This is a genomic window from Streptomyces sp. NPDC052064 (assembly GCF_055585925.1).
Genome location: NZ_JBVJJE010000014.1, coordinates 1 through 14694, shown reverse-complemented (window position 1 = coordinate 14694; position 14694 = coordinate 1). Strand labels below are relative to the sequence as shown.

The 14694-nt window shown below is 66.3% G+C and carries 14 protein-coding genes; 4 read left to right on the top strand and 10 right to left on the bottom strand.

What is annotated here, in order from left to right; translation table 11 throughout:
- Positions 1-118: 118 nt before the first annotated feature.
- Positions 119-673, top strand: a complete 555-nt coding sequence (locus ACZ6TU_RS32180; RefSeq protein WP_467678630.1) for a DUF3592 domain-containing protein — start codon at positions 119-121, stop codon at positions 671-673.
- Positions 674-1063: 390 nt separating this feature from the next.
- Positions 1064-1984 carry a NucA/NucB deoxyribonuclease domain-containing protein gene (locus ACZ6TU_RS32175; protein ID WP_467678632.1) on the top strand — a complete coding sequence of 307 codons (921 nt, stop codon included), beginning with the start codon at positions 1064-1066 and terminating at the stop codon, positions 1982-1984.
- 50 nt (positions 1985-2034) lie between these two features.
- On the opposite strand, the gene ACZ6TU_RS32170 is transcribed toward ACZ6TU_RS32175, so the two are convergent.
- The 5 genes from ACZ6TU_RS32170 to ACZ6TU_RS32150 all read right to left on the bottom strand — a co-directional run bounded on the left by ACZ6TU_RS32170 (position 2035) and on the right by ACZ6TU_RS32150 (position 6681).
- The gene (locus tag ACZ6TU_RS32170) at positions 2035-2502 is read right to left on the bottom strand and encodes a hypothetical protein (protein WP_467678633.1); all 468 of its coding nucleotides are present in this window, start codon (positions 2500-2502) and stop codon (positions 2035-2037) included.
- A gap of 213 nt (positions 2503-2715) precedes the next feature.
- Complete coding sequence (locus ACZ6TU_RS32165) at positions 2716-3060, bottom strand: hypothetical protein (RefSeq protein WP_467678635.1); 345 nt, start codon at positions 3058-3060, stop codon at positions 2716-2718.
- 230 nt (positions 3061-3290) lie between these two features.
- A complete protein-coding gene (locus tag ACZ6TU_RS32160; RefSeq protein WP_467678637.1) occupies positions 3291-4544 on the bottom strand; it encodes an MFS transporter in 1254 nt (417 codons plus the stop codon).
- Positions 4541-5161, bottom strand: coding sequence for an ArsR/SmtB family transcription factor (locus ACZ6TU_RS32155; protein ID WP_467678638.1), 621 nt, complete (start codon positions 5159-5161; stop codon positions 4541-4543). Before ACZ6TU_RS32155 ends, ACZ6TU_RS32160 begins: the two co-directional genes overlap by 4 nt.
- A 611-nt stretch (positions 5162-5772) precedes the next feature.
- Positions 5773-6681, bottom strand: coding sequence for a hypothetical protein (locus tag ACZ6TU_RS32150; RefSeq protein WP_467678640.1), 909 nt, complete (start codon positions 6679-6681; stop codon positions 5773-5775).
- A gap of 172 nt (positions 6682-6853) precedes the next feature.
- Here ACZ6TU_RS32150 and ACZ6TU_RS32145 point away from each other — a divergent pair, with 172 nt between their 5' ends.
- Positions 6854-7054 (top strand): hypothetical protein, encoded by a 201-nt coding sequence (locus tag ACZ6TU_RS32145; protein ID WP_467678642.1) that lies wholly within the window; start codon positions 6854-6856, stop codon positions 7052-7054.
- A gap of 268 nt (positions 7055-7322) precedes the next feature.
- Here ACZ6TU_RS32145 and ACZ6TU_RS32140 read toward each other — a convergent pair whose 3' ends face one another.
- The gene (locus tag ACZ6TU_RS32140) at positions 7323-8606 is read right to left on the bottom strand and encodes a pentapeptide repeat-containing protein (protein WP_469552476.1); all 1284 of its coding nucleotides are present in this window, start codon (positions 8604-8606) and stop codon (positions 7323-7325) included.
- 242 nt (positions 8607-8848) lie between these two features.
- Here ACZ6TU_RS32140 and ACZ6TU_RS32135 point away from each other — a divergent pair, with 242 nt between their 5' ends.
- Positions 8849-9745 carry an aminoglycoside phosphotransferase family protein gene (locus ACZ6TU_RS32135; RefSeq protein WP_467678646.1) on the top strand — a complete coding sequence of 299 codons (897 nt, stop codon included), beginning with the start codon at positions 8849-8851 and terminating at the stop codon, positions 9743-9745.
- Positions 9746-9953: 208 nt separating this feature from the next.
- Here the strand turns inward: ACZ6TU_RS32135 and ACZ6TU_RS32130 are convergent, their stop codons facing one another.
- The 4 genes from ACZ6TU_RS32130 to ACZ6TU_RS32115 form a co-directional block, all read right to left on the bottom strand.
- Positions 9954-11075, bottom strand: coding sequence for a tyrosine-type recombinase/integrase (locus tag ACZ6TU_RS32130; protein WP_469552623.1), 1122 nt, complete (start codon positions 11073-11075; stop codon positions 9954-9956).
- 19 nt (positions 11076-11094) lie between these two features.
- Positions 11095-12207 (bottom strand): hypothetical protein, encoded by a 1113-nt coding sequence (locus ACZ6TU_RS32125; RefSeq protein ID WP_467678650.1) that lies wholly within the window; start codon positions 12205-12207, stop codon positions 11095-11097.
- 200 nt (positions 12208-12407) lie between these two features.
- Positions 12408-13700 carry a tyrosine-type recombinase/integrase gene (locus tag ACZ6TU_RS32120; RefSeq protein WP_467678651.1) on the bottom strand — a complete coding sequence of 431 codons (1293 nt, stop codon included), beginning with the start codon at positions 13698-13700 and terminating at the stop codon, positions 12408-12410.
- A gap of 253 nt (positions 13701-13953) precedes the next feature.
- The gene (locus tag ACZ6TU_RS32115; RefSeq protein ID WP_467678653.1) at positions 13954-14523 is read right to left on the bottom strand and encodes a DUF3885 domain-containing protein; all 570 of its coding nucleotides are present in this window, start codon (positions 14521-14523) and stop codon (positions 13954-13956) included.
- Positions 14524-14694 lie beyond the last annotated feature (171 nt).

Below are 14694 nucleotides of genomic sequence, written 5' to 3'. Positions count from 1 at the left end.
CGCGGCAGGAGGCGACCGAGCGGCCCAGCCAGCCGAGAACGCCCCTCCCCGACGCCGTACGGGCCCCATTCACTGGTTTCTGTGGTTTCTGTTCAACAGCGCGTGCGTTGCGGCCTCGGTGGCCCTGATGTGGTGCGCGCCGGTGGTGCCCCTGCCAGCCCTGCTGCGAGGCCCGGTCTTCGTCACCTCTGCGCTGCTGATACCCCTGGCGCTCATCCTGGTGCCGGCCCTCTTGCTCCGCCACGTCACTCACAAGAAGACGCCGAAATTGGGCATCGGGGCGCTCGCCGTTGCCCTCCCCGCCGCAGTCGTGCTGGCGATCATCACCCAAGAGGCCGGCGACGAGCGGGGGCTGGAGAAACGGGGGCGGTGGACCGAGGCCGTCGTGGTCGACGTCGAGAACGGCAAGACCGACGAGTGCACGCTCCGCACCCGCGACGGCCGGAGGATCTCACCTCAGATGACGGACGGCTGCGACCCGAAATTGGTTGAGCCAGGCGACAGACTGCGCGTGCTGTACGACCCCAAGGGCGCATCCGGTCCGTTGGAGGACGAGAACACGGAAGTGGACCTGGACCCCGGCTCGTACAGAGGGACAATCGGCGGCCTGGCAGCGCTGGCCGTCGCTGCAGGCACGTGGGGCTGTGTACAGCTGAATCGGCGGGACAACTAGTACGGCCTGCGGGCCGGGTCCACGGAAGTGTTCTGGCCTTCCGTGGCGGCGAGGCAGCCGCAGGTCTTCCCATTGCGCAGTTGGGCCTGCGCGGTTTCGAGTTCGGCCCTGGCCTTGGCGACTCGCTCCTCTGCCTCCCGTTGGGCAGCGTCGTGGCGCGGCGCTCGGTCAGCTCTGTGAGATCGCTGCGAATGCGGGCAGCGCGGTTGCGGACGCTGGCGGCGGGGTGGTTGAGCCGATCGCGCAGTTGCCGTACGAGACAGTGGGGCCTGCGGCGTCGTACGCGCGACTGGCGACCCAGCCCTCCCGCACCGCACCTGTCGTTTCAACCGCCGCGACGGCACCCGTGATCGCGGCTCCGGAACCGGCCCGAACGATGACGCTCGGCGAGTGCAAGAAGGGCTGGGAACCACCAACAATTTCTACTGCTCGTCCCGGTTCGCGGCCTGTTCGGGTGCTTCGTTCGTACAGACCTGGCTCGTCAACGGCAGGCCCTCCGGCGTGAGCATGTTCAACGTCCGGGGCGTAGGAACGATCGCCAAGAACAGCCGCACGATCAACTTCAAGTACAACTTCACCGAGATGGAATCGCAGGGCACCACCGAGGCACCCGCGATGAAGATCGATACCAAGGGGAAGATTCCCAACAGTTGGCCGTCCACGGTTCGCTACACCCGGGGCGGCAGCATGCCAGGAACGAAGACCTTCGCCGAACTCAAGGTGCTGCGCGCGTTCAACGAAACCATCAACGCCAGGCCAGGGCAGGGCAGTGGCGGCACCACAGACCTGATCTCCGCGATCTACCAGCCGTCCATCACCATCGCACCGCCACCCAACGTCACGCTCACCGGCGATCTCAAGGGCGACCGGTTCTTCCTGCCGCCGCGCTGGGACGCCGCGAAGTACCTTGAGCACATCAAGACGGCCTTCACGAAGCCGGCGGACACGAAGCCGTACATGTCGGCGAAGAAGGTGCCTGGTCTGACGCCCGACCAGCCGCCGCACCGAACGGTCAACAAGAATCGCAAGGACGACAACCGCAAGGCGGCGGTCAAGCAGTGCAAGCGATACTGGGGCGCCAACTACACGCACGGTGGCACTGGGGAGTGCGACGAGTACCCCTTCGCCACCACCTATGAGGGCGCCGCGGATCACGACTACGACGCGGACGCGAAGAAGTTCAACTTCTCCGTGAAACCGATCGCAGAGGAAGACAACGGTGCGGGCGGCAACCTGCCCATCAGCTTCTACGCCAAGAACCGGATCATCGACGGAATGGAAGACGGCTTCATCGTGAAGATCGTCTCCTGACGTGCCGACGGCGGGGGTGCCGAGCGGTCGGTGCCCCCACCCTGACGTGTTCAGGCCGTCGCGGGCCAGAACTGCACAAGGTACTTCTCCACGCCGACGCCCGTACCCTCCTGCTCCGACAATGCCGCAGCCTCCCTGCGCCCAGCACAGTTCACCCGCACCCGCCAGAAGCCCCCCGAGTCGGCAAGCGTGATCACGTCATCGGCGCGCCCCAAGCCCATGGACCACACAGCCACTTCACCACTGGTCGACTCGAAGTCGGCCTCAGCCTGCTCGTCCCACCGCGAAGAATCCTGCATGGGCGGCTCCCCGTCCCACACCTCCACGGTGACCGCAGCGGTGTGCGTGTGGCCGCCACTGTAGATGTCGAGACGCCCCGGGAAGGCGTTCAGGAACAAGCCCCGCATGAAGTCGTCAGGGAACGGGACGGGCAGATCACCGTCATCGGACTCCTGAAACCCGAAGCCGTGATACCCCACATCCGCATCAATGTCTTGCTGCCGGACAAGCCCGGCCATAAGAGCTCCTTTGGCATGACAAGCGACTGGTCAACCCCGTGATCCTAAGTCGGCCCTCCCGAGAGCACATTGGCATAGGCTTCCGGGCCGATGGCAGCCGTCCCTGACCCGCCGAGATGGCTGGTCTCATCAGATGGCAGGACTGCCACGAATTCCGCAGGTCCCCATAGCCGCACCTACCAACATCCGGCAGGTCCTGGTACAGCACCGAGGTCAGGCGTCGTCTCCTTGCGAGCCCAGGGCGCGGACAGCCCAGTTCAGGCGCTGCCCGGCGTTGTCGGTGATCAGGGCGGCGGCCTCATGCAGCGGGCAGGAGGCGTCGCGGTCGGGCTCGATTTGCCCCGCTCGGCGTGCGGCGGTGCTGACCAGTTGCGCGAGCACCGGGAAGAGGCCGCCGGGGACGTCGATGTCCTCCTGGAGCCCGCGCAGGATCGCGGCGAGCTCCAGGCGGTCGCTGCCGACGGCGTTCAGGTCGTCCTCGATCTGCTGGAGGGCGGGCTGGGTGATGCCGAACGAGGCGCGCACGCGGTCCAGGCGGGTGCGGGACCGGATGGTCATTGGGTGGTGGCCTCGGTGGTGGCGATGAGGGCGGCGACCGTCTTCCGGCCGTGGTGCCAGGCGGAGTCGAGGGGGAAGGCGCCGTTCATGCCGAAGTCGGCGAGCTTGTAGAAGTTGGTTTTGCCGGTCTTGTTGGCGAGCTTCTCCAGGAGTATCGGCAGGTTCGGATATTCGAGGGTGCGGAATAGAGCCAGGCACCGGGCGGCGGACTCCGCAGTTGGCGGTCGAGGTTAGGCCGACTTGTCGTGCGCGGGGATCGGCGGGGCATGACGGACAGCCGGACTGACGCTGGCGATGACCGCGGTAACAAGCATCACCGTGGCAAGCACGAACACGGAGCCGATGGGTCCGATGATGGTGAGCAGGTATCCGGCACCGAGGGAGCCCAGCGGCATGACCCCCCAGGACAGGGTCATGGCCGCGCTGGTGACACGGCCCAGTAGCTCGTTGGGAACCAGGACGGTTGTGCAGGTGATGATCACAACGTTCCACAACGGTCCGATGAACGCGCTGGCAGCACCGATAGCACCTATCAGCAGAGGGCTCGACGTGAGTGCGAACAGAGGCAGAAGCGCAGCCCAGATCCAATTGACGCCAAGGATGACGGTCTTGGGCTTGAAGTGACGATGGAGCCTGCTCGCCGCGAGTGCGCCGATGAGACCGCCACCGCTGTAGATGCCGAGCATCATCCCGATGGTGGTGGATGTGGCGCCCTGGCGCTGGGCGAGGACGACCAGGATCAATACGAGGGCCTGGAAGACCAGGTTGCTGACGGCGATCAACAGGATCGCTGCGCGGATGAGGGGGTGGCGCCAGACCCAGCGCAAACCTGCGGTGGTCGCCTGCCACAGAGGCTCCGAGGGAGGCTTTGTCTGGTTCTGCAGGTCGCTTCGGATGAACAGCAGCACGATGGAGGCAACGATGTAGGAGACCGCGTCGGCCAGGAATGGCATGGCGCGGTCGATGCCGAAAAGCATGCCGCCCAGGGGAGGACCTGCCAGAGCCGCACCGCGGCTCCTGGCCTCGTTATGGGCCACTGCAGTGGACAGGAGTGCGATGGGGACGATCTTCGGGAGTGCGGCGCGCTCGGCCAGCCCGAAGAAGACGAAGCACAGTCCCTGCACGAAGGCGATCACGGCGAGGTGCGTGACCGTGAGTTTGCCCCACCACATGGCAATCGGGACGGTGGAGAGTGCCAGTCCCGCGACGAGTTCGCTGATCAGCAGGATCTTGCGGCGGTCCCACCGGTCCACCAGCGCTCCGGCCGGCAGGTGAGCGATGAGGAAGGGGAGCGTGCCAGCGGCTCCGACGATCCCGGCGTCGGAGGGCGATCCAGTGGTCGCAAGCACGAGCAGCGGCATCGCCGTCCCGCTGATCTGGGCGCCCAGGGTCGAGACGACCTGACCGCTCCACAGAGCGACGAACTCGCGGTTGCGCCATAACGAGGGTCGTTCGGTGGTTCCTTCGGCGGTCGGGGCGGTCACGATGCGTCCCCGCTGTCAGGGGTGGGGAAGGCATGGAACACCACGGAGATGTGCCGACCGCCGGGGGGCGCCTGACCGGGTTCCCGGTCCCAGCGTTTGAGGAAGGCGATGTACTCCTCACCGAACTCGGCCAGTTCCTCAGCGGTGAGCATGGTGCTGCCGAAGGAGTGCATGGCGCTGACTGCAAACTCGCCGAACGTTTCTCTGTTGGACAGGTAGGCGGTCAGGTCACGATCAGCACGCTCCATCCATTGCCGGCCGATTTCCTCGGCGGCGAGAGCAACCTCGGGTTCCGTCGGTCGGCGCGGCAGCCGCACGTCCTGTGGGATGGCTCGCCAGTACTTGCGACGCCCGGATGAGCGGTCCGTGTCCTCTTCGATGAACCCGAACCGGGCCAGTTGCCGCAGGTGATAGCTGGTCGCGCCGCGGTCCTCACCGAACTCTGCGGCCAGGTCGGCGGACGTAGCCGGACCATGGCGCTGAAGCCAGGTCACCAGTTGTTGGCGCAGCGGGTGAGCGAGGGCCTTGAGTGCGTCGATGTCAGACAGCACGCGTGGTCGTGATTCAGGCATGATGAGAAGGTATCTATGCAAAGACTTCTTCTCAATGCTCTTCACGTGATTTCTCAGGATCGGCGGGTCACCTCCGCCGCGTTGGTCGTCCTAACGGACCCGGCCGCCCATCGCGCGGCAGCCGATGGGATGATCCCAAGCAGGCGCTGAAGGACGGCTGCGGGCATCTGTGTGCAGAGGTCAAGCAAGGCCGCGCATCGCCCGGCTTCGGGAGGAAGGCCGATGTTGCGGAGGCGTACTGGACGTCCGAGAGGTTCGTGCGCACTCGGGATCCGGAGTTCATGCCGGCGGGCAACGGGCCGTACCTGGTCGAACGTGTCGACGGGGGACTGCATCAGGTCGGCGTCGTCTCCGCGATGACCGGGGCGTGGGAGGACGACTGCCGAGCCCGTATACGTGGGCCGCCGGTTCGCACCGCGGTGGACGATCTGCACGATGTGCTCCGCGAAATCGCGCCTACGCGCGGACGCATGCATGCTGTGCGGACATCGCGCCAGAGGCTGCGCCCGTTATCTAGGGTTGTCAACTCTTCTTTGCAGCTCAACATGGGTTACTGCGCTTCTGGCACGTGAGGCAAGTAGTCGGCGGCACGTGAGACTCATGTCTTCGGGGTGGTACTGGTGGGCTCGCCTCATTCGCAAGGGCGTCGTCGTACGTCAGCCGAAGCCGCGGAGCGAGGTGGCGACGTACCCCAGCAGGACGAGGCAGGAGCTGCCGACGGCGACGAGCATCTGCGGAAGGCTCGGCTGGCTCCCCAGCATCAGGGGACTCCAGCCCCAGAACACCAGCACGGTCAGCGCCGTGCGCACGGTCTGGAACGGCGCCGACCAGGCCACCTCCTGAAGGTCGTCGGCGTCGGGCACGAGGGCGAACACCGGGGTCAGGATCGCGCCGATGAGCGCGACGACGATGAAGGCGATCAACGAGCCCATGCCCAACTCGTCGTCCTGGAAGGCCTTCCAGCGGTTCTCGGCCAGCGTGGGCAGGTCCTTGCTCTCATTGACGTAACCGCCGAGACCGGGGTCCGACCGGGCCCACAGGACGTCGACCTCGGTTCCTTTGCCGGGCTTGTCGTGCGTGAAAGCACCGCGCACGGTGAGCCGTTCGGCACCGCCGGGCACGGAGACCACGAGCCGGGACGCGTATCCCTTCACGACGCCGTCGCTCAACTCCTGTCGTGTCGACTGCCGTTCCACGACCGCCGCGGTGCTCACCTCCGCGCCCGCGTCTCGCAGGGCGTCGAGCTTGTCGCCCGCGTTGGACGAGGTAAGGAGAGCGACGGCGAACACGGCGGAGGAGAACGCGACGAGGACCCAGAGGACACCGGTGCGAAGCTTGACCCAGAACTCGTCCGTGAACCCGTCGCCCTTGGGCTCGCCGCGCAGCACCCACAGCGCCACAACCCGCACCACCGCACACCCTACGGCGACGGCACCCCACACGAAGGGTTCGTGCCAGGGCCGGGCCATGGCGGTGGCCCCCAACAGCCACGTGCAGGCGACGCCGGCCGCGACCCACGCCGCGAGCGAGCACAGCCGTACGAGCCATACCAGCGCCGAACGCACAGATCCTCCCGATGAACATGTGAAACGGCCTCACCCGGAACGAGCAGGAAACCACCCCCGGCGAACGCCATCTCCGTCGGGGGTGGTTTCCTGCCCCATCAGCAGCTTCGGGTAGCGCTCGCTGCAGGCCACCACCCGCCCCATGGGCCAGCGCGGTTCGATGGTCAACGGCGTGAGCAGGCCCCCGGTCTACGGGCCGTACGAGTACGGGAACCCGGCACACGAGGCCATCTTCGGAGTGCCGGCCGAGCGCGTTCACCAAGCGCTCCAGCGCACCCGGGCCGACTGGGAGGCCGACTGCGCAAAGTGGCGCCGGGAGAAACCGGATCTCACCGCAGACCTGGCTCAGGCCGTCGCACCGAACCCCCCATGACCGGGACTTCCCTCACGCAGCCAACGTGCCTGACGACCCATCGGATAGCCGTTAGGCACGTAGGGAAACTGCCTCATACCTCGCATGCCTTCTCCGAACTAAGAAGTTGATGTTCCGGTTCGGGTGCCGGTAAGAACCGTGTCACCAGCCGTAAGTGGCGGTGATTGAACATGGCGTCACCAGTGTGGGTGAGTTCGCACCCGCGTGGGCGATTCAGCGGATCTGGATCGGCTACCGGGTGCGACGACCGTCTTTTGCTCCCTCACGTTTATGGACCAGGAGGAAGCCACTCGGCGCGCAGGCGGACCTCAGATGGCACCGGAGTACCGACTGCCGTGAGGAGCCCCACCGGAACAGGGCCATTCGTTACCTCGAAGTCAATGCGGCCGCCGGAGTACGTCGCGTGGTCGAAGTACAGGATGCCGCCGGAGAACGTTGCGCCGCCGAAGTACAGGGTGCCGCCGGAGAACGTCGCGTGGTCGAAGTCCACGAGGCCGTCGGAGAACGTCGCGTTGCTGAGGTACAGGATGCCGCCGGAGAACGTCGCGCCGCCGAAGTACAGGGTGCCGCCGGAGAACGTCGCGTCGGCGAAGTACAGGATGCCGCCGGAGAACGTCGCGCCGCCGAAGGCCACGCGGCCGCCGGAGAACGTCGCGCGGGCGAAGTCCACGGTGCCGTCAGAGAACGTCGCGCGGGCGAAGTCCACGGTGCCGCCGGAGAACGTTGCGCCGTCGAAGTCCACGCGGCCGCCGGAGAACGTCGCGTCGGCGAAGTACACGGTGCCGCCGGAGAACGTCGCACCGGTGAAGTCCACGCGGCCGCCGGAGAACACCGCACCGGTGAAGTCCATGTTGCCGTCGATGGTGAGCCCGGTGAGATCGAGGTTGCAGCCGTGCCAGGAGCGGTGATCGCCCTCAGGGATGCGGTAGTGCTCTCCGATAAGGCGCAAGATCGTGTGTCGCACCTCGCGAAGTGCGTGGTAGCGGTCTTTCTTGTCTTGGTGGGCGTCGCGTTGTTCATCGGTGGCTGTGGTGCTGTCGGGCATGGGGTCGGGCAGATCGCCGGGATCGGCAGGGAACGGCAGGCGGAGGTAGGCGCACAGGACGTCGATGCAGGTCTGACGCAGGTCCTGTGTGGGGGCGTCGTCGGCGAGGCCGGCCAGGGCGTGGACGCCACCGAGCCTGACGGCCGGCGAGTCCGAGCCGAGCTTGTCAACGGCCTGGGAGAAACGCTCGGTGTGAAGCCGGGTGGCCTCGCGGTGGGCGGCGGCCTCGTCGACGCGCTGGCGCCGGTAGGCCACGACCAGGGCGACGAGCGCACCGGCCCCGGCGACCACCCCGAAGGAGAGCTTCACCAAGTCGAAGAGCGTCTTCGCGTCGAGCTTCGTGGTGCGGTCGATCCCCTGGAAGTCCAGAAGGACCACCAAGCTGTAGAAGATACCTCCCGCGACCAGGACTGCGGCGACGAAGGTAATGGTCAGAGCCCGGCCGACCTTCCACAGGCGCAGCTCCCGGGCATCTGGGGCCGATCGCGGCCGTCGGTTGGCTGTCATGAAGGCGGAGACAAGGCTCGGAGAGCCACGGTTGCAGCGGGGCTCGGGATATGAGGACCGGTTCTGCCCCCGCCCGGATTGGATCGCGGGCCGGAGTGGAATGCCGCCGGGCGGCTGGGGGCTGTCATGACCGGGTGGCCTCGGCCTGCCGGTCCCAAGGACTGATGCCGTTTGCGGCTGGTGACACGATGTTCCGGAGAGCGAGAGCCGCTTCGACCGCCGCCTCAGTACTGTGACTTCGCATGACCGACACCGAGATCGAGATCACCGCAGACCTGGTCCGCGACCTGCTGCAGGAGCAGCATCCGGACCTTGCGGGGCTGGCCATCCGTGAGGTGGCGGGCGGCTGGGGCAACCAAATGTGGCGCCTCGGGGACGAGTTGGCCGTGCGCATGCAGCGCATGGACCCCACCCCGGAGCTCCAGCTCAAGGAGCGGCGGTGGCTACCCGTCCTGGCCCCGCGCCTGCCGCTCCCGGTGCCGACCCCGGTGCGGTTCGGTGAACCGTCCGCGCGCTTCCCCAAGCACTGGACCGTGATGACGTGGGTTCCCGGCGAGCCGCTGGACCACGGCTCGATCAGCCGCGGCGACCACGCGGCCGACACGTTGGCGGGCTTCCTCCGGGCGCTCCATGTGGAGGCGCCCGCCGAGGCGCCGATCAGCTCGGACTTCGGTGCTCACCCCAAGAAGTGCACCGGCGGCTTCGAGAACTTCTTCCAGGCCGTTGCCCCCGACGACATCGCTGCCGACACCCGGGCCGTCTGGGACGATGCCGTCGCGGCCCCTGAGTGGGCTGGCCCGCCGGTATGGGTGCATGGTGACCTTCATCCCGCGAACGTCGTCGTCTCGGACGGAACGCTCTCGGGCATCGTCGACTTCGGTGCCCTGTTCGCCGGCGACCCGGCCTGGGACCTCGCCTCCGCATGGGTGCTGCTACCCGCGGGCACGGCCTCACGGTTCTTCGACATGTACGCGCATGTAGACGAGGCGGCGATCCGGCGCGCCCGCGGGCTGGCCGCTATGAAGAGCCTCTTCCTGATGCTCATGGGGCAGAACGGAGATCGGGGCCTTCCCGGCGGCAAGCCGCACTGGGGACCTGCAGGCCGGGCGGCACTTGATCGTGTTCTGAAGGGCGTTTGACGCACGCTTCTTTGCACATGTTCTCGATCCTGGTCGAGGGCCGTGCGGCACTCCACCTCCGTGGGTTCATCGATCACCACGCGTAGTGGGCATGCCAAGGTCTACGGCCGTGTGCTGTCCGTGGCCCTGATCGAGCTGGCGGAGCTTCTCCTCGGCGCCAGCCAGGCTGACCCGGAGACCTTCGACCTCGCCGAGCCAGCCTTCCGTGTCAGTCTGTCTTGTCCCGGTTCTCGGCGTCCCGAACTACGAGTTGGCTGATCGGTGGCATGCCGAGGAGCACCGGTGAGTTCCTTCGTCGCTCATTGGCGTCAATCTGGACGATCTTGTCCTCGGTGGCCGCGAGGCTGACGGTCAGCTGCTCGACGTCGCCCAGCCATCCTTCGCGTTTGGCCTCTGTGATCCTGGCGTGGAGGTTCTCGCGGATCTCTTCCAGGCGGGGCCGCTCGCCTGGCCCCACGATCAGTACCGGGCATCGAACACATGCGTGTTCGTGCACGCAGTTGCTTCCGTATGCTCGGCCGCACTGCCCCAGGGCCAGCTTGCGCCGCTCGAAGTGCCCGAGGAACTCCTGCCACTCCTCGTCGGTCACCGCCCGGTACTCCGCGGCGGGTCGAAGGCCGCGACGGCGGGCGATGAAGGCTCGGTGGGCTTCGATGGCGTCTGCGGGATAGATCGCCGCATAGCCCATCGTGGTGTTGATGCTGTCGTGACCTGCGATGACCTGCGCGATGTGCGGAGGCAAGCCGTTAAGAATGGCGTCGGTGATGAAGATTCGGCGGAAGTCGTGCGGCTGGAAGGTCAGCGGCTGTCCGCTGGCGTCGGTGATGCCGGTGTCGGCCAGCAGTGTGTTGAGCGACTGGCGGATCGTGGCAATGGAGATCGCCCTGTTCTCACCGCCCACAGGCCACTGGTAGAGCAGCGGCATGGGAGGGTTCCAGAGCTTCTCGTGCAGGTCGTAGGATGGGATGCTCGGCACCCTGCCATCCCGGCCGCGAACTCGGCTGATCACGGCGCTGAGAACGTCGGCGAGCTCCGGGCTGACCAGCAGGAGGCGTTCTTGATCCGTCTTGGACGGGGCGATCTGCAGGAGCGGGATCACTTCTCCGGTGGTCGGCAGCTTGTAGCTGATGATGCTGTGGTGGCCGAGTTCCTTGAGTTCTTCGATGCGCATCCCGGTATGCCGGAGGATCTCCACGGTTGCCCAGCCGTAGAAGGCCAGCTTTTCCTCTGTTCGGAAGTCGTGCTGTGTTCCTGTGGCGTCAACGACCTTTGAAGGTTTGCCGTCGGCTCGCTCGGTGGATCGGGGCAGGGTGAAGCTCTCGCCCTGCACCGTGATGGTGGCTCCCAGGTCAGCCGCTTCCAGTGCCTCCAGGCGCTCCCGGGCTTCTTTCAGCCGACGGGCAGCTGCCTGCACCAGCGCGGGCAGGACTGGCAGCCTCTCCCGGGTGCGGGCGTCGGATCTGGCGCGGACCTCCTGCGCGGCCTTCTTGGCGGAGCAGTCGGCTTCGGTCACTGGGGTCGGGGCCGGCCCACGGTCCCCAGCGTTCGGGCTCGTCCAGAGCCCATTCGGCGATGTCCAGGTAGAAGCCCCGCACCGCCATCCTGATCATCAAGGCTCCAATGCGTGGCTCCGTTGTCGTCGCGACCGTGCCGTCCGGCAGGCGGTGCCTGGCGGTCTTGACCGCGATTCGGGCCTTCCAGGCGTCGCGCACCTCCGGGGCAAGGTGAAGGCTGTCGATCCCTGGGTGGTGCCGCTCCAGGTCGGCCCAGAAGTAGCCGGCCAGATTCCCGGACAGGTTCATCAACGTGACGTAGTCGATTGAGGGCTGCCGTTCGGTCAGGTAGCTGACGAGCAGGTCACGGATCGGCTTGCACTTCAGGTCGAATCGGTCGACGAGCTGGGCCGGGCTCACCTGTCCGGCACGCTTCTCGATGCTGCGCAGGGTCTTGGGTGCGTCAGGGGGAAACTGGCCGCGGCTCTGGAGCAGGGCGTAGGCGAGTCGAGTATGGCTTGTGGAGTTCGGCGTGGCCTCCAACAGCAGTTCGAGGACATCGCCGACCACGATGCCGCCGCCCTTCGCCGCCAGGATGCGGGCCAGAGCCTTGAGCGCCTTCGAGGTGCGACGCTGGTCCGGCTGTCCGGGCATGCGGACGTTACGCAGTTCGGTAAATCCCCTGGGATCGCGGGCGGCTTCGATGGCTTCGCGCAGGTGGGGCGACAGGCTGCTGGCGAGCCACGCCATGCTCGGGCGGATGACATCAGCGCAGACCAGTGCCAGCAGCCCGGAACCGAGCCCTGCCTTCTGCGGTTTCCTGCCGTGGGCGATCCCCCAGGCAAGGGGTGCCTCGGTCCAGCCGACCGAGGTGGCGGCTCCCGGGCTGGCGTTCCAGCGTTGCTGCCAGGTTTCCCCCTCGAAGGTTTCCAGCCATCGCAGCAGCAGACGCGCACCGACGGTACGCATTGAGTGGGTGGAGTCCTTGCCGTTCTTGAACGGCGGCTGCTCCAGCCTGTGGAGAACCTCGGCGCCGGTAGATCGCGTAGTGGCCCAGTCGGTTCCCGGGCTACGTGGGGGAAACTTCTGCAGATAGGCGTCGATCTCTCCGCCAGCCAGGCTCCTCGCAGCCCGGGCATGCGGGGAGATGAGAGGGACAGCTGTAGTCGTCACCTGGGCCTCCCGCCGAAGAGGATGTCGAGGGAGTCGCGGTTGTAGGCCGGTGCGGGCGGGGCCGGAGGCGGGTTGTTGCGCTTGTGCTCCTGGCGGGCATGGTGTGCGAGACCTGCCGAGATCACGTCGTCCCTGGTGGGTCGGTTGTAGATGTCCAAGGTGGACAGATGCTTATGGCCGAGGATGTGCTGGACGTAGACCGGCGGCATGCTCGGGTCGTCGAGCATCAAGAAAGTCGCGGTGTGCCGCAGGTCGTGAAGGGTCCAATTGGCGCCTAGGAGCTCATTGGCGCGGTTGAACATCATGCGAGCCGCGTCGTACTCCAACGGTCGCCAAGGGCGGCGCAGAGTCCACCACAGCGGCTGCGAACGGCCGCGAGGAACGCCCTTCTTCCAGGCTTCCTCTTGGTAGAGCCGCAGCCAGACGAACGCGTCGGGCGTGGCGGGCAACTCCTGGTAGTCGCGCGTACCCTTTCGGATCACGCCGATGGTCTGCTGGCCGACGACCGCATCGCGCTGCTTGGCCGTGAGCAGTTCCTCGGCGCGAGCACCGGTGGCGACCCAGAAGGCCAGCAGGGCCCGGTCGCGATGCGAGCGGAGACCTGCGAAGACCTCGGTGAACTTCTCGTCGGGGATACGGCGCGGGATCCGCTTGGGGACCTTGGGCCGATAGAGGCCGGTGTGCTGCTGCTTGTGTTCCTTCTCGGGGTTGTGGTGCGCGTTGGCTCGCGCCGAGCGCCGATTGCGGACGAGGGGGAAGGGGTTGACCAGCAGCGATCCAGTGTTTCGATCCAGGTGGAAGTCGTAGAACGACCGCAGTACTGTCTCGCAGTGTGCCCGGGTGTTCGGCGCGTACTTCTTGCCGACGGTGGGCTTCCCGGTCACCGGATTCGGCGTTCCCGGCGCCGGCCTGCCGGCCCGAGAGGGCTGAGGTATCTCGGCGGGGTCCTTGCCGCGGTGGCGCCAGTGAACGCGCACCGGCTTGTCCGCCAGCCTCATCCACAGCATGAAGTCCCGGGCATCCTCCCGAACCGCGCGATCCCACTCGATTTCAAATGCCCACAGGTAGCGCCACCAGCGCAACAGATCCATGCCGTACGAGCGCGGTGTCAGCGGCGAACTGTCCCCTGCCATCAAATCCTTGAGGTACACCGCGGCCGGCTCGATCGGCCTTCCGAACGGGTCCAGCACCTGGTACGGCTCCCAGGGATCTCCCGTCTCTAGCAACTTGCCTATTTCGGGCAGGACGAAGTTCTTCAGATCCCTTCCGGGACGCTGTTCACCGGGCATGGCGGGAAGCTAGCAGAAACCCCAACTGACCTGCGATAACACATGAGTTAGTTCGGTCAACACACCTGATGCTCTGATCGGACCCTGGATAACCTGTGCTTTCGCCTGCGGAGGCCTCGAGTACGTGAGCGCGTTGCTGGAGGGTGATGCACCCGCCCGCCTCGTGGCCGTCGCCACCAGGGAACTCGTGGAGCCTCTCAAACCCGGTACTTGCGGTGAAGACCGTCCTGAGCGGGGCGGCGATCCGAGCCGGTCAGAGACCCGAGGGATGACTGGAAAGCCAGTCGGCGTGCCGATCGCGCATCTGGTCCCGCTCGTCGGGTGTGGCGAGGAAGACGTCGGCGCCACCGTCGTAGGGGTGGTGGATGCGCTGCATGCGGGTGTCGGTGATGAGGATTCCCGCCACCTTGTCGTCGGCGGCATCTCGGAGCAGGTCGTCGATACAGCCGCGCTGCCAGGGCCGGCGGACGGCAAAGAGGTGGCAGTACGTGCGGAACTCAGGGTCAGGATCGTCCTCCACCAGCAGGCTCTGCCAATACCCCGTTCTGGGTTCCACTGACGGAACCTCGGCTTCGGTCGTCCAGAGCGGAGTGATGACATAGACGTCCGCATCAGCGAACAACTCATCGAGGACGGTGTTGTAACGCTCCAGGACGATGGTGTACTCGCTCTCGTCCTCCGCATACCGCTTCGACTCCGGCAGGCTGTGAAAACGTACCCAGACATCCCGATACGGGTCGCGGAGCTTGTACCCGACTGGAGGGCAACTGGGCCAACGCTGCGGCCACAGCTCCGTCAGATCTGTCTGCCCGTCTCCAGACACCCGCCGCACTCGTCCTCTCGCATGTGAACCTACCGACGACCATGATGTCTGGGCTCCCTCACGAGAGAAACCGACTTCTTAGACACCATCTCATTTGGTGAGTCGGCGGTAGCAGATGAGGGTGCAGGCGATGCTGGTGAAGGCGAGGAAGTGCTCGGCTTTGCGTTCGTA

Coding starts and splice junctions, on each gene's coding strand:
- ACZ6TU_RS32120 (WP_467678651.1), bottom strand. CDS start 13,700: ATGCCCGGTGAACAGCGTCCCGGAAGGGATCTGAAGAACTTCGTCCTG.
- ACZ6TU_RS32135 (WP_467678646.1), top strand. CDS start 8,849: ATGACCGACACCGAGATCGAGATCACCGCAGACCTGGTCCGCGACCTG.
- ACZ6TU_RS32170 (WP_467678633.1), bottom strand. CDS start 2,502: ATGGCCGGGCTTGTCCGGCAGCAAGACATTGATGCGGATGTGGGGTAT.
- ACZ6TU_RS32165 (WP_467678635.1), bottom strand. CDS start 3,060: ATGACCATCCGGTCCCGCACCCGCCTGGACCGCGTGCGCGCCTCGTTC.
- ACZ6TU_RS32125 (WP_467678650.1), bottom strand. CDS start 12,207: ATGCGTACCGTCGGTGCGCGTCTGCTGCTGCGATGGCTGGAAACCTTC.
- ACZ6TU_RS32140 (WP_469552476.1), bottom strand. CDS start 8,606: ATGACAGCCAACCGACGGCCGCGATCGGCCCCAGATGCCCGGGAGCTG.